At 73.4% G+C, this 26950-nt stretch carries 23 protein-coding genes; 10 read left to right on the top strand and 13 right to left on the bottom strand.

The genetic code is table 11. The features are described from left to right. Window positions 1-24 precede the first annotated feature (24 nt). The gene (locus ACYVOO_RS38155) at window positions 25-588 is read right to left on the bottom strand and encodes a hypothetical protein (RefSeq protein ID WP_461020306.1); all 564 of its coding nucleotides are present in this window, start codon (window positions 586-588) and stop codon (window positions 25-27) included. A gap of 290 nt (window positions 589-878) precedes the next feature. Between ACYVOO_RS38155 and ACYVOO_RS38150 the strand changes: the two genes are divergently transcribed. Beyond that, window positions 879-1931: a hypothetical protein gene (locus ACYVOO_RS38150; RefSeq protein WP_461020305.1), complete on the top strand. Its 1053-nt coding sequence runs from the start codon at window positions 879-881 to the stop codon at window positions 1929-1931. Between the two features lie 414 nt (window positions 1932-2345). Here ACYVOO_RS38150 and ACYVOO_RS38145 read toward each other — a convergent pair whose 3' ends face one another. Next, window positions 2346-5156, bottom strand: a complete 2811-nt coding sequence (locus ACYVOO_RS38145) for an outer membrane protein assembly factor BamB family protein (RefSeq protein ID WP_461020304.1) — start codon at window positions 5154-5156, stop codon at window positions 2346-2348. A gap of 487 nt (window positions 5157-5643) precedes the next feature. Beyond that, window positions 5644-6486, bottom strand: coding sequence for a VOC family protein (locus ACYVOO_RS38140; RefSeq protein WP_461020303.1), 843 nt, complete (start codon window positions 6484-6486; stop codon window positions 5644-5646). A 200-nt stretch (window positions 6487-6686) separates the two neighbouring features. On the opposite strand from ACYVOO_RS38140, the gene ACYVOO_RS38135 reads away from it, so the two are divergent. Further along, window positions 6687-7334, top strand: a complete 648-nt coding sequence (locus ACYVOO_RS38135; protein WP_453344847.1) for a TetR family transcriptional regulator — start codon at window positions 6687-6689, stop codon at window positions 7332-7334. 86 nt (window positions 7335-7420) lie between these two features. Here ACYVOO_RS38135 and ACYVOO_RS38130 read toward each other — a convergent pair whose 3' ends face one another. Then, entirely contained in the window at window positions 7421-7861 is a 441-nt protein-coding gene (locus ACYVOO_RS38130; protein ID WP_461020302.1) for a nitroreductase/quinone reductase family protein, read from the bottom strand. Window positions 7862-7887: 26 nt separating this feature from the next. Beyond that, on the bottom strand, window positions 7888-9258 hold the full coding sequence (locus tag ACYVOO_RS38125; protein ID WP_461020301.1) for an acyl-CoA dehydrogenase family protein: 1371 nt from the start codon (window positions 9256-9258) through the stop codon (window positions 7888-7890). A gap of 171 nt (window positions 9259-9429) precedes the next feature. Here ACYVOO_RS38125 and ACYVOO_RS38120 point away from each other — a divergent pair, with 171 nt between their 5' ends. Next, window positions 9430-10644 carry a thiolase C-terminal domain-containing protein gene (locus tag ACYVOO_RS38120; protein ID WP_461020300.1) on the top strand — a complete coding sequence of 405 codons (1215 nt, stop codon included), beginning with the start codon at window positions 9430-9432 and terminating at the stop codon, window positions 10642-10644. An 87-nt stretch (window positions 10645-10731) separates the two neighbouring features. Here ACYVOO_RS38120 and ACYVOO_RS38115 read toward each other — a convergent pair whose 3' ends face one another. The 3 genes from ACYVOO_RS38115 to ACYVOO_RS38105 are packed head-to-tail and all read right to left on the bottom strand — an operon-like array spanning window position 10732 to window position 12092. Next, window positions 10732-11148 (bottom strand): thiol-disulfide oxidoreductase DCC family protein, encoded by a 417-nt coding sequence (locus tag ACYVOO_RS38115; RefSeq protein ID WP_461020299.1) that lies wholly within the window; start codon window positions 11146-11148, stop codon window positions 10732-10734. A 30-nt stretch (window positions 11149-11178) separates the two neighbouring features. Continuing rightward, the gene (locus ACYVOO_RS38110; protein ID WP_461020298.1) at window positions 11179-11643 is read right to left on the bottom strand and encodes a Zn-ribbon domain-containing OB-fold protein; all 465 of its coding nucleotides are present in this window, start codon (window positions 11641-11643) and stop codon (window positions 11179-11181) included. Further along, window positions 11643-12092: a DoxX family protein gene (locus ACYVOO_RS38105; RefSeq protein ID WP_461020406.1), complete on the bottom strand. Its 450-nt coding sequence runs from the start codon at window positions 12090-12092 to the stop codon at window positions 11643-11645. The genes ACYVOO_RS38110 and ACYVOO_RS38105 overlap by 1 nt, the downstream gene beginning before the upstream one ends. Before the next feature lie 110 nt (window positions 12093-12202). On the opposite strand from ACYVOO_RS38105, the gene ACYVOO_RS38100 reads away from it, so the two are divergent. From ACYVOO_RS38100 to ACYVOO_RS38080, 5 genes are all read left to right on the top strand, one after another. After that, complete coding sequence (locus tag ACYVOO_RS38100; protein WP_461020405.1) at window positions 12203-13339, top strand: flavin-containing monooxygenase; 1137 nt, start codon at window positions 12203-12205, stop codon at window positions 13337-13339. A 203-nt stretch (window positions 13340-13542) separates the two neighbouring features. Next, on the top strand, window positions 13543-13764 hold the full coding sequence (locus tag ACYVOO_RS38095) for a hypothetical protein (protein WP_453344841.1): 222 nt from the start codon (window positions 13543-13545) through the stop codon (window positions 13762-13764). A gap of 707 nt (window positions 13765-14471) precedes the next feature. Further along, window positions 14472-16694, top strand: coding sequence for an acetate--CoA ligase family protein (locus ACYVOO_RS38090; RefSeq protein WP_461020297.1), 2223 nt, complete (start codon window positions 14472-14474; stop codon window positions 16692-16694). Between the two features lie 115 nt (window positions 16695-16809). Further along, window positions 16810-17646, top strand: coding sequence for an enoyl-CoA hydratase/isomerase family protein (locus ACYVOO_RS38085; protein ID WP_461020296.1), 837 nt, complete (start codon window positions 16810-16812; stop codon window positions 17644-17646). A 91-nt stretch (window positions 17647-17737) separates the two neighbouring features. Next, a complete protein-coding gene (locus ACYVOO_RS38080; RefSeq protein ID WP_461020404.1) occupies window positions 17738-18403 on the top strand; it encodes a flavin reductase family protein in 666 nt (221 codons plus the stop codon). On the opposite strand, the gene ACYVOO_RS38075 is transcribed toward ACYVOO_RS38080, so the two are convergent. Beyond that, on the bottom strand, window positions 18393-19244 hold the full coding sequence (locus ACYVOO_RS38075; protein ID WP_461020295.1) for an NAD(P)H-dependent oxidoreductase: 852 nt from the start codon (window positions 19242-19244) through the stop codon (window positions 18393-18395). The genes ACYVOO_RS38080 and ACYVOO_RS38075 overlap by 11 nt on opposite strands. A 71-nt stretch (window positions 19245-19315) precedes the next feature. Here ACYVOO_RS38075 and ACYVOO_RS38070 point away from each other — a divergent pair, with 71 nt between their 5' ends. Further along, window positions 19316-20383 (top strand): GlxA family transcriptional regulator, encoded by a 1068-nt coding sequence (locus ACYVOO_RS38070; RefSeq protein WP_461020294.1) that lies wholly within the window; start codon window positions 19316-19318, stop codon window positions 20381-20383. Here ACYVOO_RS38070 and ACYVOO_RS38065 read toward each other — a convergent pair. After that, on the bottom strand, window positions 20373-21713 hold the full coding sequence (locus ACYVOO_RS38065) for an MFS transporter (RefSeq protein WP_461020293.1): 1341 nt from the start codon (window positions 21711-21713) through the stop codon (window positions 20373-20375). The two genes, ACYVOO_RS38070 and ACYVOO_RS38065, sit on opposite strands and share 11 nt — an antisense overlap. A gap of 71 nt (window positions 21714-21784) precedes the next feature. On the opposite strand from ACYVOO_RS38065, the gene ACYVOO_RS38060 reads away from it, so the two are divergent. Then, a complete protein-coding gene (locus tag ACYVOO_RS38060; RefSeq protein WP_461020292.1) occupies window positions 21785-22792 on the top strand; it encodes a GlxA family transcriptional regulator in 1008 nt (335 codons plus the stop codon). Between the two features lie 50 nt (window positions 22793-22842). On the opposite strand, the gene ACYVOO_RS38055 is transcribed toward ACYVOO_RS38060, so the two are convergent. The 3 genes from ACYVOO_RS38055 to ACYVOO_RS38045 all read right to left on the bottom strand — a co-directional run bounded on the left by ACYVOO_RS38055 (window position 22843) and on the right by ACYVOO_RS38045 (window position 26876). Beyond that, the gene (locus ACYVOO_RS38055; protein WP_461020291.1) at window positions 22843-23910 is read right to left on the bottom strand and encodes a Zn-dependent alcohol dehydrogenase; all 1068 of its coding nucleotides are present in this window, start codon (window positions 23908-23910) and stop codon (window positions 22843-22845) included. A 135-nt stretch (window positions 23911-24045) separates the two neighbouring features. Further along, entirely contained in the window at window positions 24046-25587 is a 1542-nt protein-coding gene (locus ACYVOO_RS38050; RefSeq protein WP_461020290.1) for an aldehyde dehydrogenase family protein, read from the bottom strand. Beyond that, a complete protein-coding gene (locus ACYVOO_RS38045; RefSeq protein ID WP_461020403.1) occupies window positions 25584-26876 on the bottom strand; it encodes an acyl-CoA dehydrogenase family protein in 1293 nt (430 codons plus the stop codon). The genes ACYVOO_RS38050 and ACYVOO_RS38045 overlap by 4 nt, the downstream gene beginning before the upstream one ends. Window positions 26877-26950 lie beyond the last annotated feature (74 nt).

The following is a 26950-nucleotide window of genomic DNA, read 5'->3' as shown; positions in this document are numbered from 1 at the left end:
GCGACGTGGGACGGTACGCGCGGCTCAGTAGGTCTTGCGGTACACGTCGGTGACCTTGCACTCGCCGCCGCCGTTGGAGCCCTGCTCGGGCACGTACGGGGTGGACACGTCCAGAGTGTCGGTCCCATACGCCTCGACGAGGGCGATGGTGCGGTCCTCGGTCGCGATCGTCGCGCTGTTGGCGTCGGTGAACTTCACCGTCACCTCATAGGTGACGGTCTCCGACGTGCTGTTGCTGGCGGACAGGCTCGCGGTGATGCCGGTCGCCTCGTCGTAGGAGCAGTCCGAGATCCGGATGTCGCGCATGGCGTCGTTCCTGCTGCCGCCGCTGCCGGTGGTGCTCGTGCCCGAGGACGTGGTCCCGGAGGACGTGGTCCCGGTGGACGAGGTGCCGCCGCTGAGGTCGTCCTTGCCGACGTCGCCCGTGCTGCCGGTCGTGCCGATCACGTCGTCGCTGCCGCCGCTGCTGCTACTGCTGCTGTCGCTGTCGCTCTTGCCGCAGCTTCCACCGTGCGAACCGCGGGCACCGGTCAGCAGGACGAGGGCGACCCCGAAGACGGCCACCGCCCGAACATGACGAAGCTTCACGCTTCTTCAACTCCCCGTTACTTACGCAAAAGTAGTGACATGTACCCGTCTTCTTGACGAGCGCACGTCACCCTAGCAGCGCTGTGACGGGTGGTACGGAAGTGTCTTGAGAGACGCATGTGACTTCGCACGGCTGCCGCTCCCGCCGCCTCTCCGGACGCTTACGTGGGGGACGTCAGCGGTGGCGGGGCGGTTCCCGCGGGCGTAGCGTCGAACGTGGACGACGCACCCTTCGGCGCCCGCCTGTCCGCTCCAGGGCAGGTCAGGACGCCGGAAAGCGAGGCGAGGCGATGATCCGGAACATCCTCGGGTCCCTGCTCGCCCTCATCGGAGCGACGGCCGCCGTATGGAGCCCCTTCCGTCCTTGGTACGACGGCCGTCTCGGGCGCGACTTCCGCGTCGACGAGCTGTTCACGGGCAGCGGCATCACCGGAGGAGCCGCGACGCCGCTCTCCGGCATGCTGCTGCCCATGCTCGTCGGCGCCCTCCTCACGGTCGTCGCCGTGCTGCTGAGGGCCAAGTCGCCGGCGGCGCTGGCGGGCCTGCTCGTGCTCGGCTTCACGGCGCTGTGGATGGTCCGTCAGGGCCAGGCCGAGGGCAGCCTCACGGCGGGCGGCAACGGCGGCGAGGGGCTGGGCACGGGGGTGGCGGGAGCGGCTGCCGGAGGCGTCGTGCTGCTCGTCGGCGCGCTCGTGATGCGGGGCCGACGAGGTGGGCGGCGGGCACGGCGCCGCGAGGCGGCCGAGGAGGCGGACGGCGACTACGGGTACGGACCCGGCTACGGGTACGAGCCCGCGCCGCCCGGCTCGACGCCGCCCCAGCCGTGGAACCCCGGTCATCCGCCCGCCCAAGGGTGGGAACCGGAACCGGGAGCGGAGCCGGATTCTCCGTACCGGGCGCAGGGCGGACAGCGCGACCCCTGGCCCGTCGCCGACCCCGGCAAGCAGCAGGACTTCAGGCCGACTCCGCCGACCGGTTCCGTACGCCAGCCCCGTCCCGACCCGTACGGCCACCCCGGGCAGGCGTGGCAGCCAGGGCAGCAGGGTCAGCCGGGGCACCCGGGACAGCCGGGGCAGCCGGACGCCTCCTGCCAGGGCGCACCGCCCACTGGCCCGTCCCATCCGGAACCGGAAACGGAAGTGATCCCTCTCCCCGAGCGCGAGGCGGAGCCGACGGAGACGACGGAACCGCGCGACATGCGGGGAGCGGCGACGCCGGAGGACACGGAACCCTGGCCCCCCGAGCAGCCCCCCAAGGACATGGACGAGACCCAGGTGCTCCCCCCGACCGCCCCGGAGAGCCCCGGAAGCCACCGAACCCCGAACCACCGCGACGCGGCCTGACCCCCGGCACCCCCGGCCCTCTCAGCCGGAGCCGGACAGGCCCGGCGAACCAGACAGCGGGGCAGACCAGACGCGGCCCGGACACACAGCCGACCGCAGCCCGCGCAAGGCAGACCCGGAAGGGCGGCACCAGCCCCCTTGACCGGAACCGGACAGGCCAGAAAGCCAGATCGGGCAACCCGGCAGACCAGACGCAGCCCCACCCGTCAGGCCCAGCCCGGACACACAGCCGACCGCAGCCCGCGCAAGGCAGACCCGAAGAGGCGGCGCCAGCCCCCCTCAGCCGAGCCGGACAGGCCGGGCGGACCAGGCGCGGCCCTGCCCGTCAGGCCCAGCCCGGACACACAGGCCAGCCAGCCGCAGCCCGCGCAGAGGGCTGGCCCGCAGAAGGGGCGACGCGCAAGGGCGGTCGGGTCAGGCCTGGCGGGACTGGCCCGTGCCCTTGGCCGCGTCGAGGGCGTAGACGCAGCGGTCCTTGCTGCACGCGTACACCACGCCGCCCGCCGCGACCGGCGACCCCGTGATCTCGCCGCCCGTCGCGAGCTTCCAGCGGAGCTGGCCGCCCACCGCGTCCAGCGTGTAGAGGCAGTGGTCAGCCGACCCGAAGTGCACGCGTCCCGCGGAGACCACGGGCGCGCCGACCACGTCGCCGCCGGCGGCGAACCGCCAGCGCGGGGTGCCGCTGACCGCGTCGAGCGTGTAGAGCGCGCCGCCGCTGCCCAGGTGGACCAGGCCGTCCGCGACGACGACGGACTCCGTGGAGTGCCGCGCCTCCGTGGCGATGCGCCAGCGGTCGTGGCCGTTGGACGCGTCGATGGCGTAGACGGTGCCGAGGTAGTCGGCGAGGTAGATGCCGCCGCCCGTGACGGCGGGGCCTGGCGCGAAGGCCGGGGCGCACAGGAAGGCGGCGGGGGCGTCGAAGCGCCACCGCTCGGCGCCCGTCGCACCGTCCAGCGCGAAGACCCGCGACCCGGCGCACACGTACACCGTGCCGTCCTCGGCCGGTGTCACCCGCACGGGGACGCCGCCCGTCGCCGAGACGTCGCCGACCGGGTACGACCAGCGCTCCGTGCCGCCGCGCGCGTCCACCGCGTAGAGGCGTCCGTCGCCCCAGGTGTAGACGGTGCCGTCGTGGAGTACGGGTCCCGCCTCGGGGGTCTCGAAGTCGGACTGGGCCCCGGTGAGTTCCCACAGCCGCTCGCCGTTGCCCGCCTCCCACGCCTGGACGCCGCCGCCCCGGGTGCCGGTGACGACGGTGCCGCGGTCGACCTTCAGCGCGTAGACCCAGCCGTCGGTGGCGAGCCGCCAGCGTTCGGAGCCGTCCTGGGCGTCGAGGGCGTAGAGGCTCGGCCCGTCGGAGGCGTGCACGCGACCGCCCGCGACGGCCATCGACCACGCCACCTCGCGGGTCTTGAACTGCCGCCGCCCGCTGGCCACGTCGAGCGCGTGCACCTCGAAGGAGGTGACGTACAGCAGGTCGTCGGCGACGACGGGCGTGCCCCACACGTCGTTCGACATGCGGAACCGCCACGGCCGCCAGCGCTGCTGCTGCGGCGGGACCGAAGGCGGCGGGGGCGCGCCCGCTCCGGGGCCGCCGGCGCCACCGGCGGCGGCCTGCGCTTCGGGACCGGCTCCGGCGCCGGGGCCCGTGACGCCGGTGGCGCCCGGTACGCCGGAGACACCGGACGGGTGGTGGGGCATGGGCGGCGCGGTGGGCGGGGGCGCGGGCTGCGCGGCGTGCTGGCCGCCGTTGGGCGGGCGCACCCAGCCCGTCGCGGGGCCGGTGTCCGCCGACCGCGCGTCCTCGGAACGGCGCGGTCCGGGGCCGATCGGCACATGCGAGCCGGGAAGCCGTACGGGGTTGCCGTCGGCGCCCTGCGCTGGCGCGACCGGCGGCGAGCTGGGCGGCGCCATGTGCGGCCCCGACTGCGCGGCGGGCGGCGAGGCCACGGAGGCCGCCGCTGCGGCTGCTCCGGGGCCCGCGCTCGCGCCCGTGTTGGCGCCGACGGCCGCGGGACCGCCGGGCCCGGCGGGGATGCCGTGGCCTCCGTGCCCGCCGTGCCCGTCGTATCCGCCGTGCGCGCCGCCGCCGTGTCCATGCTGGCCGTGCTGGCTCTGCTGACCGTGCTGGCCGTGCGCGTACGCCGCCGCGTGCCCCGGTCCGTGCTGGCCGCCCTGCCCCTGGCCCTGGCCCGCGCCGTGACCGGCCGGGACCGCCTCGGGCGGCGCGCCGTGCGCGGGGGCCTGGTCGGGGCCGGGACCGGGACCGGGTACGGGTGCGGCGTGCTGCGGCCTGGGCGGCGGCTCGCGCTTCGGCACGGGCGCGGGCCGTACGCCGCGCTTGCGCTCGATGAGCGCGACGGCGCCGCCCGGCAGCCAGGCGGAGGCCGTGCCGCTGTCGTCGCCGCCGGACGAGAAGAGATGCGGCGCGAGCTGTGCCTGGAGGTCGGCCGGAGTGGGGCGTTCCTCGGCCGCCATGCGCATACAGGACTCGATCAGGGGACGCAGCTCCTCCGACATGCCCTCCAGATCGGGGCCCTCGCGCAGCAGCATGAAGACGGTCTCCACCGGGTTCGCGCCGTGGAAGGGCGCGTGGCCCGTGGCCGCGAAGACGAGGGTGGAGGCCAGCGAGAAGATGTCGCTGGCCCCTGTGACGCTGCGGGAGTCCCTGGCCTGCTCGGGTGACATGTACGCGGGCGTGCCGACGGCCACGTTGGTCATGGTCAGGCGCGTGTTGGAAACGCCGGACGCGATGCCGAAGTCGATGACGCGCGGCCCGTCCTCGACCACGAGCACGTTGGAGGGCTTGAGGTCGCGGTGGACGAGTCCGGCCCCGTGGATCGACTGGAGCGCCTCGGCGACCCCGGCCGCCAGCCAGCGCACCGCCTGCACCGGGAGCGGCCCGCACTCATTGACTATCTCTTCGAGGGAGGGTGCGGGCACGAACGCCGTCGCCAGCCAGGGCACGGCCGCGCGCGGGTCGGCGTCCACGACGGCGGCCGTGTAGAAACCGCTGACCGCCCGCGCCGCCTCCACCTCGCGGGTGAAGCGCACCCGGAAGAGCTGGTCCTCGGCCAGCTCCGTACGCACGGTCTTGATCGCGACGCGCCGCCCGGACGCCGAGCGCGCGAGATAGACCAGCCCCATGCCCCCGGCACCGAGACGGCCGAGCACCTCGAACGGGCCGATCCGTCGCGGATCGTGCTGCGTAAGCTGCTCCACCACTTGCCTGCCACCTCCCCGTAGGGGCTCTTCGACTTCCGCCCCGTGCAGCTTCTCACTGCCGTGCCGGACCTGCGGTCCAGAGGCTGATTCTTCCTGGCGAAGCCGACGGTTGCGAACCCGGGGGCAGCCCGGACGTGTCTTCGCCTTACGGGTCAGCGCACCGACGCGGGAGATTTCCGGCATTCCTACCATCCGGAGACGCGACGTGCCCACCCGCACCCTTCACCGTGCGCCGGGAGTGTCGCCCCTCGCTCTTCGTCTCTCGCCTCGCGCCCCGTGCGGTGCGGACCGGACCTGTGCCGGGCCGCGCCGTCCACGGCCCGGCGCAGGGGCCGGACACCTCTCCCCCGCTTCCCCCGTGTCTCCCCGCCCCTCTCCGTTCCGCGGCTCCGCTGCCCTGTCCGTCGGGTCCGCCCTGCCTGTCCTGCGGCTCCGCGCCGTTCCGCGGCTCCACAGTGATCAGCTACGGTTCCGCGCCGGGTACGGTTCAGCCCGCGGCCTCCCCGGACGACGGCTCCAGCACGGCGAAGCTCGCGCCCTGGTCGTCCGTCAGGACGGCGAAGCGCCCGTACGGGCTGTCCTCGGGGCCGCGCAGGACGCGCCCGCCCAGGCGGACCGCCGTGCGCGCCGTCTCGTCGCAGTCGGCCGCGGCGAAGTAGGTGAGGAACTGCGCGGGCATCCGCGGCGCGAAGGTGCTCTCGATGAGACAGCGGCCTCCGACGGCGTGCGCATCGTCCACCGGATCGCCCTCCAGGGCCCAGAGCGCGAAGTCCGCTCCCCCGCCGGCGTCGATGTCCCGCATGCCGTAGCCGAAGACCTCGGTGTAGAAGGCGTCGGCCGTCATCTTGTCCCGTGCGTAGACCTCCGCCCATATGTAGGCGCCAGGACGCTCGCGCACCTCGAAGCCGCTCTGTGTCCTGGTCTGCCAGAGCCCGAACACGGCGCCTTCCGGATCGGCCCCCACCGCGTTGACCCCTACGCCGTTCACCGGCATGGGCTCCATCAGCATCTGGCCGCCCGCCTCGCGGATGCGGGAGGCGGTCAGCTTCGCGTCGTCCGTCGCGAGATAGAGGTTCCAGACGGTGGGCATGCGCCCGTCGGGCTTCACGAAGAGGCCCGCGACCACACCGTCGTCCAGATAGGCGAGCGTGTACGCGTCCCTGCCGCTCACCGGTTCGCCGAAGCTCCAGCCGAACAGCCCGCCGTAGAACCGCTTGCCCGCCTCCAGGTCGGCCAGCATCACGTCGGCCCAGCAGGGGGCGCCCTCGCGGGGCCTGTCCACATGCCTGTCCAGATGCCTGTCCGCATGTCTGCCCACGTGTGCGGCCATGGTTTCCGTACCTCCCTGGGGGCGGATTCCGACCTGTACGGGAACGCTAGCCGTGTTCGGGGGCAAGCGCAGTGAAAAGCACCGAACACCGGCGGTTCCGCATCCCGCCCGCGCCCCGGCCGTGCTCCCGTGATGACGCCGCTTCACCCCATTTGCATGCGCCGAATCGCGCCCCGATCACCCCTCGGTAAGCTGACGGCATGACAGGACAAGTTCGAACCGTCGACGGCCGAGTAGCCGGGCGCCGCGGGCAGGCGACGCGGCAGAAGCTGCTCGACTGCCTCAGCGAGATGCTCAGCTCGTCGCCGTATCGCGACGTCAAGGTCATTGATGTCGCGCGGAAGGCGGGCACGTCCCCTGCGACCTTCTACCAGTATTTTCCGGACGTCGAAGGCGCCGTGCTGGAACTCGCCGAGGCCATGGCGAAGGAGGGCGCGGGCCTGACCGACCTCGTGGCGGGGCGGTCCTGGACGGGCAAGTCGGGCTGGCAGACGGCGGAGGAGCTGGTCGACGGCTTCCTCTCCTTCTGGCGGAAGAACGACGCCATCCTGCGCGTGGTCGACCTGGGCGCGGCCGAGGGCGACAAGCGGTTCTACAAGATCCGCATGAAGATCCTCAACTCGGTCAACAACTCCCTCGCCGACTCCATCAAGGAGTTGCAGTCCAAGGGCAGGGTCGACAAGGACGTGAACCCCGCCGCGATGGCGGGCGCCCTCGTCGCCATGCTGGCCTCGGTCGCAGGGCACCAGAAGGGCTTCCAGAGCTGGGGCGTCAAGCAGGCGGAGCTGAAGCCGAGCCTCGCGCTGCTGGTGCACCTGGGTGTGACGGGCAAGAAGCCCGTCAAGTAGGCGGCTGGAGTGGCTTGAGTGTGCGGGGCGCGGCGTCGCTCCGGCACGCCGGGGCGTCGGGCGTGTTGGTTGCCGTGGGCGCCGTTCTAGCGGCGCTCCAGCCTGAAGAGGCGCAGGCGGCGCTCGACGCGTGACTGGTACACCGCGTAGGGCGGCCAGAAGCCGAGCACGGCCTGCCACGCCTCCTCTCGTTCCGCGCCCGCCAACTGGCGCGCGGTGACGGGGATCTCCTCGCCCTTCCAACTGATCACGGCCTCCGGGTGACGGCGCAGGTTGGCGGTCCACGCGGGGTGTCCCGGCTTGCCGAAGTTGCTGCCGACGAGCAGCCAGGTGCCGCCCTCCTCGGGCATGCAGGCCAGCGGCGTACGCCGTTCCAGGCCCGTCTTCGCGCCCTTGGCGGTCAGGACGACGCCCGGCAGCATCTGGTCGCTGAGCATCTTCCTGCCACCGGTGAGCCGGTGGACCGTGCGGTCCAGGGCCGGGACGACGTACGGGGCGACCTTCGCGAAGCCCCTCGTCGAGGACATCCGCTGCACCATCCGCGCCCTGTCCATCACGCCCTCACCGCCGCGTCGGCGCCGGTTTCGAGAGTGGGCGACGGGGACGGCGGGGGCGGCGAGGGCGGCGCGAAGAGGCCCGCGCGGGCCGCGGCGTGGTCGCGGAGGCGGTGGGCCGGGCCGAGGAGGAGGTCGTCCCCGGCCGCGCGCTTGAAGTAGAGGTGCGCCTCGTGCTCCCAGGTGAAGCCGACTCCGCCGTGCAACTGCACCGCCTCTCCCGCCGCGAGCCGCAGCGCGTCCAGTGCCTGCGCCAGCGCGAGCCCCGCCGACACGCTCCCCGGAACCGGGCCCGGAACCGGCCCTGGGCCGTTGCCGGAGGCGGCGGGTCCGGGTCCACTCGTCTCCCAGGCGGCGTAGTACGCGGCAGACCGCGCGGCCTGCACCCGTACGTACACATCGGCCAGCCGGTGCTGCACGGCCTGGAAGGAGCCGATGGCCCGGCCGAACTGCTCGCGCGTCTTGACGTATTCGACGGTACGCTCCAGCGCTCCGTCCGCCGCGCCGACGGCCTCCGCCGCGAGCGCCGCCGCGGCCGAGGCGCCCACGCGCGCGAGCGCGTCCCGTACGGCAGCGGCGTCGTCGTGGCCCAGCAGCTCGGCCGGGGTGTCGCGCAGTTCGGCGCGGGCGACGGCGCGGGTCTCGTCGAGCCCGGTCTGCCGGGCCCGCACCAGGCCCTCGGCGCCCTCGCGCACGAGGAACAGCAGCGTCCGGCCCCGTACGAAGCCGCCTGTGTGCGCCGCGACGAGGAGCAGGCCCGCGCTGTGGCCCGACAGGATCTGCGCGGCCTCGCCGTACAGCCGCCAGCCGTCGTCCGTGCCGCCCGTGCCGTCCGTGCGGTCCACGCGGCGCGCCTGGACGCCGCCCGCGCGCCCGCCGCCCGACCAGTCCGCGTCCGGGGCCCGGCCGCGGCCGTCGCCCGCTGCCGCTTCGGCCCCCTCCGTCGCGTCGGCGCCGACGAGGCCGAGCGCCAGTGGAAGCGCGCCTCCGGGGACGGCCAGCGCGGCGGTCAGGGCGCCGGAGGCCAGCCGGGGCAGCAGTGCGGCGCGCTGTGCGTCGGTGCCGAGGGACCGTACGAGCGGGGTACTCAGCACCGTGCTGGCCAGCAGTGGCGAGGGCAGCAGCACGCGGCCCGCCTCCTCGCAGGCCAGCGCCAGCTCGACACCGCCGCAGCCCGCACCCCCGTACTCCTCCGGCACGGTGAGCCCCGGCAGCCCCAGTTGCCCGGAGAGGAGGCGCCACAGGTCCTCGTCGTAGCCGTGTCCGGTGAGCACGGCGGACTTCACCTCGCCGGGGCCGCACCGTTTGGCCAGCGACTCCCGTACGGTGCGCCGGATCTCGTCCTGCTCCTCGGTGAACGCGGTGTCCATCGGCACTCCCCTCAGATCTGACGGGGCGTCATGCTAGGGACGCGCTGACGAGATGCCCAGGGGTGCGGGCCGCCCAATCGTCGCGACCTCGCGGAGCGAACTTCAAGGGGTGCTCCGGACAGCCGTCGCACCCCTCCAGCTCCGCAAGCATCTGATGTACCGTCAGATTCCATGGCCGCCGCTGCACTTCACACCACCGCACGCACCGCCGCACACAGGACCGGGCGGCGCGGGGTCGCCGTAGCCGGGGTCGCACTGTCCGACACCGGGCGGGTCGACGACGCCACGCCGTACGCGCTGCACGCCCAGGCCGCGCGGCGCGCGCTCGCCGACGCCGGACTGGAGCGCTCTGCGATCGACGGGTTCGCCTCGGCGGGGCTCGGGACGCTCGCGCCCGCGGAGGTCGCCGAGTACCTCGGGCTGCGCCCCACCTGGGTGGACTCCACCTCCGTCGGCGGCTCGACCTGGGAGGTCATGGCCGCGCACGCCGCCGACGCCATCGCGGCGGGGCACGCGGAGGCGGTCCTCCTCGTCTACGGCTCGACAGCGCGCGCCGACCTCAAGGCCGGGCGCCGCACGGCGAACCTCTCGTTCGGCGCACGCGGCCCGCTCCAGTTCGAGGTGCCCTACGGGCACACCCTGATCGCGAAGTACGCGATGGCGGCGCGCCGCCACATGCACCAGTACGGGACGACCCTGGAGCAGTTGGCCGAGGTCGCGGTCCAGGCCCGCGCCAACGCCGCCGCCAACCCTGACGCCATGTACCGCGCGCCCCTCACCGTGGACGACGTCCTCGCGGGCCCGATGATCGCCGACCCGTTCACCAAGCTGCACTGCTGCGTGCGCAGCGACGGCGGCTGCGCGGTGCTGCTCGTCGCCGAGGACCGGGTGCCGGACCTGGCGCGGCCCCCGGTGTGGGTGCTGGGCTCCGGCACGGCCGTCTCGCACACCACCATGTCCGAGTGGGACGACTTCACCGTCTCGCCCGCCGCCGTCTCGGGGCGCGACGCGTTCGGGCGCGCGGGGGTGCGCCCCGACGAGATCGACGTCGCCGAGATCTACGACGCCTTCACCTACATGACGCTGGTCACCCTGGAGGACCTGGGCTTCTGCGCGAAGGGCGAGGGCGGCGACTTCGTCACGGGCGGGCGGCTCACGCTGAAGGGCGGCCTGCCCACCAACACCGACGGCGGCGGCCTGTCCGCCTGCCACCCCGGGATGCGCGGACTGTTCCTGCTGGTGGAGGCGGTACGGCAGTTGCGCGGCGAGGCGGGTGAGGGGCGGCAGGCACCGGGCAAGGACGGCGGGCTCCCGCGCCTCGCCGTCGCGTCAGGGACGGGCGGCTGGTTCTGCTCCTCGGGCACGGTGGTGCTGGGCCGCGACTAGGTTCGGGGCACGACGGGCCGGGCCGGGGTTCGACGGGTCCGGGGACGCGACGTGTCCCGTAGGGGCACCCCCGCCGGGCCGGCCCTCTCAGGCGCGGGCGCCAGCGCTGGTACCCGTACCCGTACCGCCGGGCGGTCGCGGGGCCGCGCAGGCCGCGGTGCCGCCCGGCATCCGCCGGCGGTTCTCCGCGACGAGCCGGTACACGCCGTGCGCCGCCCACCGCACGGGCGGCAGCGTGAGCAGCGCGCCCAGCAGCGGCCAGCCGCCCCGCGAGCGCATCAGCAGCCTGGCCACGGCCTGGGCCCCGCCGTGCACCTCCCCGCCCTCGGTCACCCAGAGCACTTCCCGCTCGGCCCTCTCCCGCGTGGCGCCGAGCGCCTCCAGGTCGGCGAACTGCCAGGGCGTGGCCTCGCACCGCGCGTGGAGGCGCCGCTCGGCGAACCTCACCGAAGTCGTGCAGAACGCGCAGTCTCCGTCGTAGACGAGCACAGGGTGTCTCCGCATACCCCCATCATCCGCGCCTCGTCCGCGCCCTCACTCCAGGGGCGTGAACACCGGCACGGACACCGTCGCCCCGCCCCCCCCTTCCTCCGGGTCACCCTCCGTACGGAACGTCACCCGCAGCGCCATCCCCACCCGCAGCGCGCCCTCCTCGCACCCGACGATCTCGGTCATCATCCGGGGCCCCTCCGCGAGGTCCACGACGGCCGCGACGTAGGGGACGCGCGCCGCGAAGGGCGGCAGGTCGTTGAGGTGGACGACGGACCAGGTGTAGAGCGTGCCGCGTCCACTCGCCTCCTCCCACACGACGTCCTCGCTCCAGCAGCGCGGGCAGAACTCGCGCGGGTAGTGGTGCGCGGCGCCGCACCCGTCGGCCCGGCAGCGGCGCACCAGCAACCGCCCCTCGGCGGCGGCGTCCCAGTACGTGCGCGTGAAGGCGTCGACCTCCGGAAGGTTCGCCGGACGGTTCGCCGAACGGCCCACCGGGCGGCCCGCCATCAGAAGATCCCCAGGGCGCTGTCGAGCGACCACGTCTGCCAGCTCATGCCGAAGAGCGCGACGAGCGAGATGAGCGCCATCATCGCGTTCTGCCCCTGCTCGGCCCAGTCGTGGATCATCAGCACGAGGTAGAGGAGGTTGAGCACCAGTCCCCCGACCAGCGCGACGGGCGTGAGGAACCCGAGCACCAGGCCGAGCCCGAGCGCGAGTTCCGCGTACACGACGACGTACGCGATGGCCTTGGGCCTCGGCTTCACGACCGTGTCGAACCCCTTGCCGACCGCGCGCCAGCGGTGCTTCGCCGCGACGTCACCGGCCCAGGCGATGCCCGTACCGCGTTCGAACCAGCCCTTCTTGTCCTTGTGCCGCCAGCTCTCCAGCCACCACAGGCCGAGGCCGACGCGCAGCACGGCGAGCCACTGGGCCCCGCTGAGCCACACGGTCTCCATCTCCATGGGCCAACCTCCTTGCCCTCACTGCCGATCTGACGGCACGTCAGTTCATCGGAATGCCCCCGGGTGCGCAAGGGGTCATGGGCACTAAGCTCTCCGTCATGCCCATGACCGATGAGGGAAGACCCGTCCACGTCATCGGCGCCGGACCCGGGGGACTCGCGACGGCCGCCGCACTCAGAGCGCGCGGGATCAGCACCGTGGTGCTGGAGAAGTCCGACTCCGTCGGCGCCTCCTGGCGCGCGCACTACGACCGGCTGCACCTGCACACCACACGCCGCTGGTCGTCGCTGCCGGGCCTGCCGATCCCCCGCTCGTACGGGCGCTGGGTCGCGCGCGACGATCTCGTGCGCTATCTGGAGTCCTACGCCGAGTACCACCAGATCGAGGTCGCGACGGGCGTCGAGGTGGACAGCCTCGACCGCCAGGGCGACCAGTGGGTGCTCCACGCCAACGGCGGGCGGCGGCTGACCACTCCGGTGGTGGTCGTGGCCACGGGCTGCAACCACACGGCGCATCTGCCCGACTGGCCGGGGCGCGAGAGCTTCGAGGGCGAGCTGCTGCACGCCTCGCGCTACCGCCACGCCGCCCCGTACGCGGGCAAGGACGTGCTCGTCGTCGGCGTCGGCAACACAGGCGCCGAGATCGCCGTCGATCTCGCGGAGGGCGGCGCCTCGCGCGTACGCCTCGCCGTGCGCACCCCTCCGCACATCGTCCGCCGCACCACCCTGGGCTGGCCCGCGCAGGCGAGCGCGGTGCTGTGCCGCCGCCTGCCGACGCGCCTGGTGGACGGGATCGCCGCCCAGTTGGCGAAGGCGTCGGTCCCCGACCTCTCCCCGTACGGGCTCCCGAGGCCCACGACCGGCCTCTACTCGCGGGTGCGCGAGGGCGCGATCCCGGTGCAGGACGTCGGCCTGGTCAAGGCGGTGCGCGAGGGCCGCGTCGAGCCCGTGGCCGGTGTCGAGTCGCTCGACGGCTCCAAGGTCCAGCTCACCGACGGGACGACGGTCACTCCGGACGTCGTCATCGCCGCGACGGGCTACCGGCGCGGGCTGGAGGACCTCGTCGGCCACCTCGGCGTGCTGGACGCGCGGGGCCGCCCCGTCGTCCACGGCAGACGCACCCACCCGGACGCGCCCGGACTGCACTTCACCGGGTTCACCAACCCCATCAGCGGGATGCTGCGTGAAATCGCCCGCGACGCGGACAAAATCGCCAAAGCGATATCCAAGGCCGCCGCCTAGCACCCGGCAATGTAACAAGGTGCCCTGCGCATGTAACATACGGGCGAGTAACTCGAAGGAGCAACGGGCGCCTGATACTTTCCTCTTGGGCGTCGGACGGCAGAAATTTGCTAACCATTTTCGCGGAAACGTGGAGACGTCCTGGATCCTGAAAGTCATGGCTCAGCGGAAATTCGGCTGAACCACATTCACTTGAGGTGTGCATGCGCAGCAAGTTCGCAAAGGCAGCAGTCGTCCTGGCCAGCCTCGCGGCCATCACCGGCGCCACAGCGGCAACCGCACAGGCGGCCGACGAATACCGCGGCTTCCCCACCCAGCAGGCCTGCATGGACAAGGGAGCCGAGCTGACGAACAACGGCCAGACCGACGGCTTCATGTGCACCGAGCAGAGCGACGGCTGGCTCCTCGAAGTCGGCAACGACTGAACCGCGCACACGCGCTGAACTGAACAAACGTGCATTGCCCCGGGCCGCTGCGGCGGTCCGGGGCAATTCTCTGTCCGTGTGCGGAGAAGTCCGAAATGATCAACCTCTCCTGAATTAGCACGGGAAAATAGACATGGGGGCATGGGCCGCAGGGAGCGCGTCGGAAAATACCGCGCCACCATTGTCCGCGCCGCGTAACAAGACCCTTTGCCGACTTGAAATGCGGGAACTCCCCATGATCTTCTGTTGATTGTCCGAGGGCAGCTCGCCGCGACGGAACACCCATGCGGCAGGGCGCCTTCGGCCACTGCGGGGCGAGAGGCATGGGGCCCTCGCCCCCACCCTCCACGGAAAGCAATCGAGGGCTACGCCCGCATGGCGAATGACGACGACACGGTCTCGGTCACCCCCTACTACGAGGACTGACGACCGTCGCCACTGCCCGCGGCGCGGAGGGGCCGCCGTCGCGCGTACGCGCCCTCCCCCGCTCTTCCGTCGCCAGCCCCCCGCCCCCTGGACCCCGCGGCGCGACCCCCCGACACTGGCCGGGGACCCGCCCTCCCCGGAAAACCGGGCGGCCGACCGGACCCGCAGGGACACCACGGCGGACGGCGCGGTGGGTACGGCCTCTTCCTGACGCCCTGTCAGTTCAGTAATCTGACAGGGCGTCAGTTGTGTTGGCCACCACACAGGAGTGGGCGAGAACGATGCTTGGATCGACTCACGGCACCCTCACCACCACCTCCCGTCCGGCCCGTGTCGTGGCCTGCGGCGAGCACTCGGCACAGGTCGTGCACGGCACAGCGCCGGACGACGGGCTCGACGTCAGCGGTCGCCCGCTGCACGCGCCCGTACCCGATCTGGACCGGCTCTTCCGGCCCGAGTCCGTCGCCGTCGTCGGAGCGTCGGACGCCGAGGGACGGCCCAACACCGGGATCACCCGCCAGCTCATCGCGTGGTCGGAGCGAGTGGGGGCCAGGCTCCACCCCGTGCATCCGACCAGGGAGACGGTGTTCGGGCTGCCCTGCTCCTCCTCCGTCGCCGATCTGCCCGAGCCCGTCGACGTGGCGGTGCTGCTCGTCGGCGACCCGGTCCCGGTGATCGAGCGACTGGCCGACACCAAGACCCGGTTCGCCGTCGCCTTCGCCTCCGGCTTCGCCGAGACCGGCGAGGACGGCGCGGCGGCGCAGGAGCGGCTGGCCGAGGTCACCGAGCGCTCGGGCCTGCGCCTGCTCGGCCCGAACACCAACCTCAACGCCTTCGAGAGGTTCCGCGACGACCTCGAAGGGCCCGCCATCGCCCTGATCACGCAGTCGGGCCACCAGGGGCGTCCCGTCTTCACCATGCAGGAACTGGGCGTCCGCCTCTCACACTGGGCTCCGACCGGCAACGAGGCCGATCTGGAGACCGCCGACTTCATCTCCTACTTCGCCTCCCGTCCCGAGGTCGGGGCGATAGCCGCCTATGTGGAAGGGCTCAAGGACGGCCGCGGCTTCCTGCTCGCCGCCGACCGTGCGGCCCGGAACCGGGTGCCCGTCGTCGCGGTCAAGGTGGGGCGCACCGAGACCGGGGCGCGCACGGCCGCCTCGCACACCGGCAAGCTCACCGGCGCCGACGCGACCGTCGACGCGGCGATGCGGCAGTACGGCGTGATACGCGTCGACGGACTCGACGAACTCCAGGACACCGCCGCGCTGCTGGCGCGGGCACGCGCGCCGCGCGCCGAGGGCGTCGCCGTGTATTCGATCTCCGGGGGCACCGGGGCACACTTCTCCGACCTGGCCAGCGCGGCCGGGCTCGAACTCCCCACGCTCTCGGACACCAAGCAGGCCGAGCTGCACCAGTGGATCCCGGACTATCTCAGCGTGGCCAACCCCATCGACAACGGCGGCCACCCCGTGGGCGACTGGCGCGGACGCAAGATCATCGACGCGATCCTCGCCGACCCGGACGTCGGCGTGCTGGTCTGCCCCATCACCGGGCCCTTCCCGCCGATGAGCGACAAGCTCGCGCAGGACCTCGTGGACGCGGCCGAGGAGACGGACAAGCTCGTCTGCGTCATCTGGGGCTCGCCCGTCGGCGACGAGGACGCCTACCGCAAGACGCTGCTCGGCTCCTCTCGGGTGGCCACCTTCCGTACGTTCGCCAACTGCGTGACCGCCGTGCGCGCCTACCTCGGGCACCACCGCTTCACCCGCGACTACCGCTCCCCCTTCGACGAGGCGCCCCGCACTCTCTCCCCCTCCGCGCGCAAGGCCCGCGCGCTGCTGCGCGAGGGGCAGCAGCTCAGCGAGCACGCGGCGAAGCAGCTCCTGCGCGCCTACGGCATCCGCGTGCCCCGCGAGCAGCTCGTGACCAGCGCGGCGGGCGCCGTGCGCGCTGCGGCGCAGGTCGGCTACCCGGTGGTGATGAAGGCATCGGCCCCGCAGCTCGCCCACAAGACCGAGCTGGGCCTGGTGAAGGTCGGCCTGACCTCCGCCAGCCAGGTGCGCGACGCCTATCGCGACCTGACCGACATCGCGCGCTACGAGGGCGTCGAGCTGGACGGCGTCCTCGTGTGCCAGATGATCGAGCAGGGCGTCGAGATGGTCGTGGGCGTGGGCCAGGACGACCTGTTCGGGCCGACGGTGACCGTCGGGCTCGGCGGCGTGCTGGTGGAGGTACTGCGCGACGTGGCCATCGGCATCCCGCCCTTCGGCGAGGACCGGGCCCGCGCGATGCTCGGCGAACTGCGCGGGCGCGCCCTCCTCGACGGCGTGCGGGGGCTGCCGCCCGCCGACACGGAGGCCCTGGTGGAGGTCGTCCTGCGCGTCCAGCGCATGGCGCTGGAACTGGGCGACAGCCTCGCGGAACTGGACATCAACCCCCTGGTGGTCCTGCCCCGGGGACAGGGCGCGGTGGCGCTCGACGCGCTGGCCGTCTGCCGGTGAAGGGCGCCCCGGCGGCGTGCCCCGCCCGCACCCGCGCGGACCGAGCAGAGCGACAGCGGCAACCACAGCGACGACCGCGACAACGGCCGTGACAGCGACAAGGAGCAGCGTTCCCATGAGCACCTCCCCCGGTGATGAGCCCGTGGAAGAAGTTGTACGCCACGCCACTGACAACGGCGTCTCGTGGATCACCCTGGACCGGCCCAAGGCCATGAACGCCCTCACCTGGGACCAGCGGGAACGCCTCATCGCGCTGCTGGACGACGCCTCCGCCGATCCCGCCGTACGCGCGGTCGTCCTCACCGCGAAGGGCCGCGCGTTCTGCGCCGGAGCGGATCTCAAGGGCGGGAGCGCGGGCGGAAGCGGGGGCACCGGCACCCCGGCGCGCGTCCCCGGCGACGTGGCGCGCACCCTCCGCCGTGGCGCCCAGCGCCTCGTCGCCTCCGTGCTGGACTGCGAGAAGCCGGTGATCGCGGCGGTCAACGGCACCGCTGCGGGCATCGGCGCGCATCTCGCGTTCGCCTGCGATCTCGTACTGGCGGCGGAGGGCGCCACGTTCGTGGAGGTGTTCGTGCGGCGCGGTCTGGTGCCCGACGGGGGCGGCGCGTATCTGCTGCCGCGTCTCGTGGGGCCGCAACGGGCGAAGGAGCTGCTGTTCTTCGGGGACTCGCTCCCGGCCGCCGAGGCGGGACGGCTCGGGCTCGTCAACCGGGTCGTCGCGCCCGACGCGCTGGAGAAGACCGCGCGCGCCTGGGCGGAACGCCTCGCCACGGGCCCCACCCGCGCGCTGGCGCTCACCAAGGAACTGGTCAACGCCTCGCTGGACGCGGACCGTGCCACCGCGTTCGCCGCCGAGGCGCAGGCGCAGGAGGTCAACATGACGACGAGGGACGCGGCCGAGGGCGTGTCCTCCTTCGTCGAGCGCCGCACCCCCGAGTACCGGGGGCACTGACCGGCGCCGACCGGCGCCACCGAGCCGCCTGCCGGGGGTTCACATCTGATGGCCCATCAGATTCAATGAGTCCATGATGGGACACGCAGGCATGGCAGCGACCGCGGTGCGCTATCTGCGGTCGGTGGGCGCGACGGCGACGGCGGCCGCACCCGACGAGGCGGACCGGGGCACGCCCCTGACGGCCTGTCCCGTGCCACGCCCCGGCCTGCGCGCGGTACGGGACGACGAGCGAGCGCCGCTCGATCCCGCCGAGTTCCGTCGCGTGCTGGGCAGCTTCGCCTCGGGCGTCACCGTGATCACCGCGCCAGGCGAGCGTCCCGCGCCCCCACAAGAGGAGCCGCACGGGGAGCAGGGGGCGCCCGCCGGGTTCGCGTGCCAGTCCTTCGCCTCACTCTCCCTCGACCCGCCCCTGGTCGCCTTCATGATCGCCCGTACGTCCACGACCTGGCCCCGTATCGCCCGCGCCGGTGTCTTCTGCGTCAACGTCCTGGGCGCGGAACAGGGCGAGCTGTGCAGGGGGTTCGCCGTGCGCGGCGGCGACAAGTTCGCCGGGGTCGGGTGGACGCCGGCGCCCGTCACGGGCTCGCCGCGCCTCGACGGGGTACCGGCATGGATCGACTGCGCGATCCACGCCGTGCACACCGGAGGGGACCACCTGATCGTGGTGGGGCGCGTCCAGGCGCTCGACGCGGTACGGGACGACGCGGCGCCGCTGCTGTTCCACCGGGGCGCCTTCGGCCGCTTCACCCCCTGAACCCCCTGAACCCCCTGACGCCCCTGGACCCGCTGACCGCCGCCGCCCGCTCCCGCTCCCGCGCGCCGTCGGGACGCCTGTGCACGCCCAGCCCCGTGCGGCCCGGCGCCACGGCGGGGCGCAGTACGAGCGCGTCGTCGTAGTCGCCGCCCGCCTCGTGGCGGTACGGGAGCGTCGCGGCCGTGGGGAGGTCGCGGAGGCGTTCGCGCAGTTCGTCGGCGTACCGCTGGTAGCCGGTGGCCGTCAGCCGGTCGGCACCGTAGACGACGAACGGCGGCACCGAGGGCATGCCGGTGTACCAGAACGTGCCGTGCAGCAGCGGGAACAGCACCTCGTCCACCTGCCCGTGCACGCCTCGTGGGCCAAAGCCCGACGCACGCGCCCCGACGGTGGTGACCACCATGGCGCGCTTGCCCGCCAGGCCGCCGTCTCCGTAGCGCAGCGCACGCCCGTCGGGGGACCGGAGGCCGAACGCGAGGCCCTGGACGAGGACGCGGTCGAACCAGCCCTTCAGGATCGCGGGCGGACCGTGCCACCACAGGGGGAACTGGAAGACGAGCGCGTCGGCCCAGGCGATCTTCTCCTGTTCGGCGCGGATGTCGTCGGCCAGCGCGTCGGCGCGGTACGCGCGCTCCTGCGCGGCGCCGACCAGCAGCCGTCCGTCGTCCTCCGGTGTCCCGCCCAGGTCGGCGGCGTCGAGGACCGGCTTCCAGCCCATGCGGTACAGGTCGGAGACCCGGCTCTCGTGACCCTGTGCGGACAGGGCGCGCAGGCCGTCGTCGAGCAGGGAGCCGTTCAAGGAGCGGCGTTCGGGGTGCGCGAATATCCAGAGAATCCTCATGCCGCCGATCCTCGCGACGGCCCCTTGTCGCCACGAGTGGCCAGATGGACGCGAGGTGAAAGAATCTGGCCATGCCGCCCGCAGCCTCCCCTACCGCTCGCCCTCACCGCGTCGCCGTCCTCGTCCGGCACGGGGTGATGCCGATGGAGCTGGGCCTCGTGCACCAGCTCTTCCGCGCGGCCAGGGCACCGGGCACGGACCGCCCGCTGTACGAGGTGGTCACCTGCGCCCTCACGCCGGGGCTGGTCCGTACGGACGCCGACTTCCCCGTACACGTCGCGCTCGGCCCCGAGGCCCTGGACGGCGCGGGGACCGTCGTCGTCCTGGCCACGCACGAGCCGAACGCGCCGGAGACGGACGGAAGGCTGGACGGGCCGCTCGCGGACGCGTTCGCCCGCATACGGCCCGGCACGCGCGTCGCCTCCGTCTGCACGGGCGCCTTCGCGCTCGCGGCGGCGGGGCTCCTGGACGGCAGGCGCGCCACGACCCACTGGAAGTCCACCGAGGACTTCCGGCGCCTCTTCCCCGCCGTCACGCTCGACCCCGACGTCCTCTACACGGACGAGGGCGACGTCCTCACCTCGGCGGGCGAGGCGGCCGGGATCGATCTGACGCTCCACATGATCCGTTGCGACCACGGGGCCGCCGTCGCCAACGACGTGGCCCGCTCCACGGTGGTGCCCCCGCACCGGGAGGGCGGGCAGGCGCAGTTCATCCCGCGCCCCGTGCCCGAGCCCGGACAGCGCGCCTCCACGGGCGCCGCGCGCGCGTGGGCGCTGCGTCATCTGGACCGTCCGCTGTCCCTGCGCGAGCTGGCTGAGCGGGAGGCCATGAGCGTACGGACGTTCAGCCGCCGCTTCCGCGAGGAGGTCGGCCTCACCCCCGTGCAGTGGCTCACCCAGCGTCGCCTGGAGCGGGCGCGGCAACTGCTGGAGGAGACCGGGCTGCCCGTCGACGCGGTCGCCCCACGCGTCGGCTTCGGCACCGGCGCCTCCCTGCGCCAGCACTTCCAGGCGGCGCTCGGCGTGACACCGAGCGCCTACCGCGCCACCTTCCGCGCCCCTGACCTGGATCCGGGCGCGGACCCGGACCCGGACCCGGACGCGACTCCGGCCCCCGGGGACCGCCTCACGCCGTGACCGGCTGCCTTCGGATCACCAGGGCCATCAGCGCCGCCACGGCGCACAGCGCGCCCGAGCCGATCCAGGCCACGTCGTAGGAGCCGAAGGTGTCGCGCGCCAGACCCGCGAGGAAGGCGACGGCCGAGGCGCCCACCTGGTGCGAGGCGAGGACCCAGCCGAAGACGATGGAACCGTTCTCGCCGAAGTGCTCACGGCACAGGGCGATGGTGGGCGGCACGGTGGCGACCCAGTCGAGCCCGTAGAAGACGATGAAGAAGAGCATCGAGGGGCGCACGTCCTGCGCGAAGAGCAGCGGCAGGAAGAGCAGCGAGACGCCGCGCAGCGCGTAGTAGACGGCGAGCAGCCTGCGCGCGTCGAAGCGGTCCGTGAACCAGCCCGAGGCGACGGTCCCGATCAGGTCGAACACCCCGATCACCGCGAGCAGTGAGGCGGCGGCCGGCACGGGCATGCCGTGGTCGTGCGCTGCCGGGACGAAGTGGGTGGCGACCAGGCCGTTGGTCGACGCGCCGCACACCGCGAAGGTCCCGGCCAGCAGCCAGAAGACCTTCGTGCGCGCCGCGTCCCTGAGCGTTGCCAGGGTGCGCCGGGCCGCGCCCGGCGGGGGCGTGGGCGGAGTGACGTAGTCCGGGCCCGCTCCGTAGGGCAGCAGCCCGGTGTCCTCGGGGCGGTCGCGCAGCACGAACAGCACCAGGGGCACGACGGCCAGCGCGCAGAAGGCGACCGTGAGCGAGGCGGCGCGCCACCCCGGGCCCTCCACCAGGAGCGCGACCAGCGGCAGGAAGACGAGCTGCCCCGCCGCGCCCCCGGCCGTGAGGATGCCGCTGACGAGGCCGCGGCGCCGGATGAACCACCGGTTGCTGATCGTCGCGGCGAACGCGAGCGCCATGGACCCGGTGCCGAGCCCGACGAGGAAGCCCCAGCACAGGACGAGCTGCCAGGTGGCGTCCATGAAGACGGTCAGCCCGCTGCCCGCCGAGATCAGCAGCAGGGCGCAGGAGACGATACGGCGCACTCCGTAGCGCTCCATGAGGGCCACGGAGAAGGGCGAGGTGAGCCCGTAGAGCAGCACGTTCACCGACACGGCCGCCGAGACGGTGCTGTGGGACCAGCCGAACTCCTCGTGCAGGGGGTCGATGAAGACGCTGGGCGTGGCGCGGAAGCCCGCGGCGCCCACGAGGGCGATGAACGCGACGGCCGCCACCCACCACGCCCGGTGGACGCGCGGAACCCGCTCCTCCGGCGGCGCGCCGGTACGCGCCTCGGTGAGGGGTCCTGGGGAGGTTTCGTCGCGGTCCTCTGGCGAAGGGAGTTCGGTTGTCCGGGTCACGCAGAACAGCCTCTGCCAGCGTCCCCGTACGAACGAGTGGCCCGAAAGCCATGATGTGCGAGGATCGGGCCATGCCTGTCTTCCGTCATCCGGGCCGCCACCGCGTCGCCGTCCTCGTGCGGCACGGTCTGCTGCCACTCGAACTGGGCATTCCGCACCGCCTGATGGGCCGCGCCAAGACCGAGGACGGCACGCTGCTCTACGAGGTCGTCACCTGCTCCGCCGAACCGGGCCCGGTCCGTACGGACGCCGACTTCACCGTCAACGTGGACCACGGCCCCGAGGCGCTGGACGACGCCGACACGGTGATCGTCCCCGCCGCGCACGAGGCGGACGAACCCTTCGCCGAGGGGGTGCTGAGCCGCCCGCTCGCGGACGCGCTGGCCCGCATACGGCCCGGTACCCGCGTCGCGTCCATCTGCACGGGCGCCTACGTGCTCGCGGCGGCGGGGTTCCTGGACGGCAGGCGGGCCACCACCCACTGGGCGTCGTGCGCGCGCTTCCAGGCGCTCTTCCCGAAGGTGAGCGTGGACCCGGACGTGCTCTACGTGGCCGACGGAAACGTGCTGACCTCGGCCGGAGTCGCCTCCGGCATCGACCTGTGCCTGCACATGGTGCGCGAGGACTACGGCACGGCCGTCGCCAACTCGGTCGCCCGACGCACCGTCGTACCGCCCCACAGGGACGGCGGCCAGGCCCAGTTCATCGAGCGGCCCGTCCCCGTGGCGGGCATCCACAGCACCGGCACAGCGCGCGCCTGGGCGCTGGAGAACCTCGGGCAGCCCCTCACGCTGCGCGCCCTGGCGGAGCGCGAGTCGATGAGCGTGCGCACCTTCACGCGGCGCTTCCGCGAGGAGGTCGGCGTCAGCCCGCAGCAGTGGCTGACCCGGCAGCGCGTCGAGCGCACACGGCAGTTGCTGGAGGAAACCGACCTGCCCGTCGACCGCATCGCCGCCGACGCGGGTTTCGGCTCGGCCGCGTCGCTGAGAGCGCACTTCCAGGCGGCGCTCGGCGTCTCGCCCAGCGCGTACCGGCGCACGTTCCGCACGGGCCGCGACACGGAGACGGTCGCGGCCTGACGCTTACCCGGCTCGGCCCGACTCGGCCCGGCTCGGCCCGACTCGGCTCGTCAGAACGTGAGCACGCCGCGCGCGACCCTCCCGTGGTGCGCGTCGTCGGCGGCCTTGGCGAAGTCCTCGACGGGATAGACCTCCGTCACCAGCTCGTCGAGCAGCAGCAGCCCGCGCCGGTAGAGGTCCGCGTAGAGGGCGATGTCCCGCTGGGGGCGCGAGGAGCCGTAGCGGCAGCCCAGGATCGACTTGTCCAGGTACATGGACGACACCAGGAACGACGCCTCCGCGTCGGCCGGCGGCACCCCCAGGAGCACGGCCTGGCCGTGGCGGTCCAGGAGATCGACGGCCTGCCGGATCAGCTTCGTGCTGCCCACGCACTCGAAGGTGTGGTCGGCGCCCGTCGGCAGGATCTCGCGCACGGCCGCGCCCGTGTCCGCCACCGTGGACGCGTCGACGAAGTGGGTGGCGCCGAACCGCCTGGCCACCTCCTCCTTCGCCGGGTTCGCGTCCACCGCCACCAGGGGCGAGGCCCCGGCGATGCGGGCGCCCTGGAGGACGTTCAGCCCGATGCCGCCCGTGCCGATGACGACAACGGACTCGCCGTGGCCGACCCGGGCCCTGTTGAGGACGGCGCCCACCCCGGTCAGCACGCCGCAGCCGATGAGCGCGGCCGAGGTGAAGGGGATGTCGTCCGGGATGCGCACGGCCTGGACCGCCTGGACGACGGTGCGCTCCGCGAAGGCCGAGTTGGAGGCGAAGTTGAACAGTTCCTCGCCGTTCCTCGTGAACGGGCGCCCCGGTCTGCCGATGGCCGCGCGGCACATGGTGGGGCGCCCGCGGTCGCACTCCGCGCACGTCCCGCAGTTGGCGAGCGTGGACAGCGCGACATGGTCACCGGGCGCCACATGCCGCACCCCCTCGCCGACGGCCTCCACGACGCCCGCGCCCTCGTGCCCCAGGACGACGGGGACCGGGAAGGGGATGGTCCCGTCGACCACGGAGAGGTCGCTGTGGCAGAGGCCCGCAGCCCGTATCGCGACCAGGACCTCGCCGGGACCGGGGCCACGCACCTCCAGGTCGTCGGCCACCTGTGCCTGCTTGCCGTCGAAGATGACACCGCGCATGGGCCCGCTCCCTCGGTCCTGGTTCCCTCGGCCGCTGTTGCGCGAGGGGTGCTGCTGGTGCGCCGACCGCTACGTCTACCGCTGTGACGCCGCCATGCCGCCGCCATGCCGCCGCTGCGCCGTCCCGGTCCGCCCCTAGGAGGGCCAGACCAACGACTGGAGTTCGCTGTACGCGTGCAGCCCGAACGAGCCGCCGTCGCGCCCGATGCCGGACTCCTTGAAGCCGCCGAAGGGCGTCTCCGGGTGACGCTGCACGGTGTTGATGCCGATGTTGCCGCTGCGCAGCCGCGCCGCGAACGCCCAGGCGTGGCCCGCGTCCGAGCTGAACACGTAGTCGGACAGCCCGTAGGGCGTGCCGTTGGCGATCCGGACCGCCTCGTCCTCGTCCTCGAAGGGGAGGGCGACGACCACGGGGCCGAAGATCTCCTCCCGCGCGACGGTCATCTCCGGGGTGACACCGGCGAGAAGGGTGGGTGCTACGTAGAAGCCCGGTTTCAGCGCCGGGCGTTCGCCGCCCGCCACGACCCTGGCGCCTTGGGCGCGCGCGCCCGCCACGTAGGACTCGACGCGGTCGCGCTGGGCCGCCGAGATGAGGGGGCCGACCAGCGTGCCGGGATCGGCGGGATCACCGACTGTCAGTGCCTCGGCGTACTGTGCGAGAGCGGTGACGACCTCGTCGTAGAGCGAGCTGTGGACGAGGACGCGGGTCGGCGCCGTGCAGATCTGACCGCTGTGGAAGGCCCACGTCGACGCGACGGCGCCCAGCGCGGACTTCACCGTGCGCGCGTCCGCGTCCTCCAGGACGACTGCCGCGCCCTTGCCCCCCAGCTCCATGAGGGTGCGCTTCATCCCCTTCGCCGCGGTCTCGGCGATCTTCTTGCCCACGGAGGTGGAGCCGGTGAAGCTGATCATGTCGACGTCCGGGTGCCCGACCAGGGCCTCTCCCGCCGCCGCGCCCGATCCCGTGACCACGTTGTACAGCCCGTCGGGCAGCCCCGCCTCCTGGAGGAGCGGCCCCAGCTCCAGACAGCTCAGGGGGTCCTGGGGAGCCGGTTTGCACACGACCGCGTTCCCCATGGCGAGCGCGGGGGCGGCTTTGCCCGCGAGGTTCACGACGGGGAAGTTGTACGAGGTGATGCACCCCACCACGCCCACGGGCCGCCGCACCGCGGCGGCGCCGATCAGGCCGCCTGGCGCGAGCGCGCTCGCGCGCACGGGCTGCGGCGCGAGGGGGACAGTGGCGGGTTCGAGCGCGCCGCGCGCGTAGCGGCGGAAGCGGTCGGCCGCGGTCGGCATCTGCATCCCCGAGGCGACCTTCGCCGTGGCGCCCGTCTCCGCCTGGAGCAGGGGCACGAGCGCGGGGCCGCGTTCGGTGAGCAGGTCGGCGATCCGGTCGAGCACGGCGGCGCGCTCGCGCGGCTCCGTGCGCGCCCACTCCTCCTGTGCGCCGCGCGCGGCCCGTACCGCGGCATCCACCTCGGCGCCATCCGCGCCCGCCTCGGGGGCGAGGCCGACGGGCTCCTCGGTGGCCGGGGCGATGACGGGATAGTGCCCGGCGGCCGGTTCGTGCCAGCGTCCGTCGATCCAGTGCCGGTAGCTCTTCGCGGGCGTCGGGCTCTCGGTGCCCTTCGTGGACGCTGTGCCCTGTGTGCTCTGCGTGCCCTGTGTGCGCGTCATGCGCGTGGCTCCTTCGGGAGGCCCAGCACGCGCTGGGCGATGATGTTGCGCTGCACCTCGTCCGAGCCGCCGTAGAGGGTGTCCGCGCGGGTGAAGAGGAACAGCCGCTGGAGCGGATCGAGGGCGTACGGGCGCTCCGGCGTCCAGTCGTACGGGCCCAGCGCGCCCGCCGCGCCCCGTACCCGCACCGCCAGCTCGCCGAGCCGCTGATGCCAGCCGCCCCACAGCAGCTTGGCGACACTGGGCGCACCCTCGGCCTCGGTGCCGGGCCCGTGCGCGTGCCCGTGCCCCTTCCCGCTCCCGTGCCCGGCGCGCCCGTTGCCGTCGCCGTTCCGGCCCAGCGTGCGCAGGGCGTTGCAGCGCATGGCGTGCAGCTCCGCCCAGGAGCGGACGAGCTGTTCGCGCAGCACGGCGTCGGCCCCGGCGGCGCCCGTACGCAGCGCCAGGCCGACCACCTCGGCCAGCTCGGCGGCGAAGCCGATCTGCTGCACGAGGGTGGACACGCCGCGCTCCACCGCGAGCAGCCCCATCGCGACGCGCCACCCCTCGCCCTCCTCGCCCACGCGGTGCTCCGCGCGGGCCAGCGCGCCGTCGAAGAAGACCTCGTTGAACTCGGCCGTCCCCGACATCTGCCGGATCGGCCGCACCTCGATGCGCCCCGGCTGGTCCATGGGCACCAGCAGGAACGACAGTCCGCGGTGCCGCCGCGACCCCGCCTCGGTGCGGGCCAGCACGAAGCACCAGTCCGCTTCCCGCGCGAGGGAGGTCCAGATCTTCTGGCCCGTGACGCGGTACGTGCCGCCGCCGTCGCCGCCCTCACCACCGTCCCGGACGGCCGACGTCCGCACCGCGGCAAGATCCGATCCGGCGCCGGGCTCGCTGTAGCCCTGGCACCACAGCTCCTCGCCGCGCGCGACGGGGGGCAGGAAGCGGTCGCGCTGCGCGGGCGTGCCGTAGGCGAGCAGCGTCGGCGCGAGCAGGTTCTCGCCGATGTGCCCGACCCGCCCGGGCGCCCCGGCGCGCGCGTACTCCTCGGCCCAGACGACCTGCTGGGTGAGGCTCGCGGCGCGGTTGCCGTACGCGCCGTGCGTACGGTCCCAGCCCATGCCGATCCATCCGGCGGCGCCCAGTTCGCGCTCCCACGCGCGGCGGACGTCCGTTGCCTCGTGCTCGCTGCCGGGGCCGCCTTGGCGGGCGGCTGCCGCGAAGTCGCCGACGAGATGGGTGCGGAGCCATGTCCGCGCCTCCTCCCGGAACGCCTCGTCCCCTCCCTCGACCCCGAAGTCCACGGTTCCGGTTCCTCCCTCCGGCCCTTCGCTCCTGCGGCCCTTCGCCCTGTCGTCCCTCACGTCACGCGTGGGGA

The organism is Streptomyces daliensis, assembly GCF_054782395.1.
Note: the sequence above shows the minus strand (reverse complement) of the source record. Positions and strands in the feature narration are given on the sequence as shown.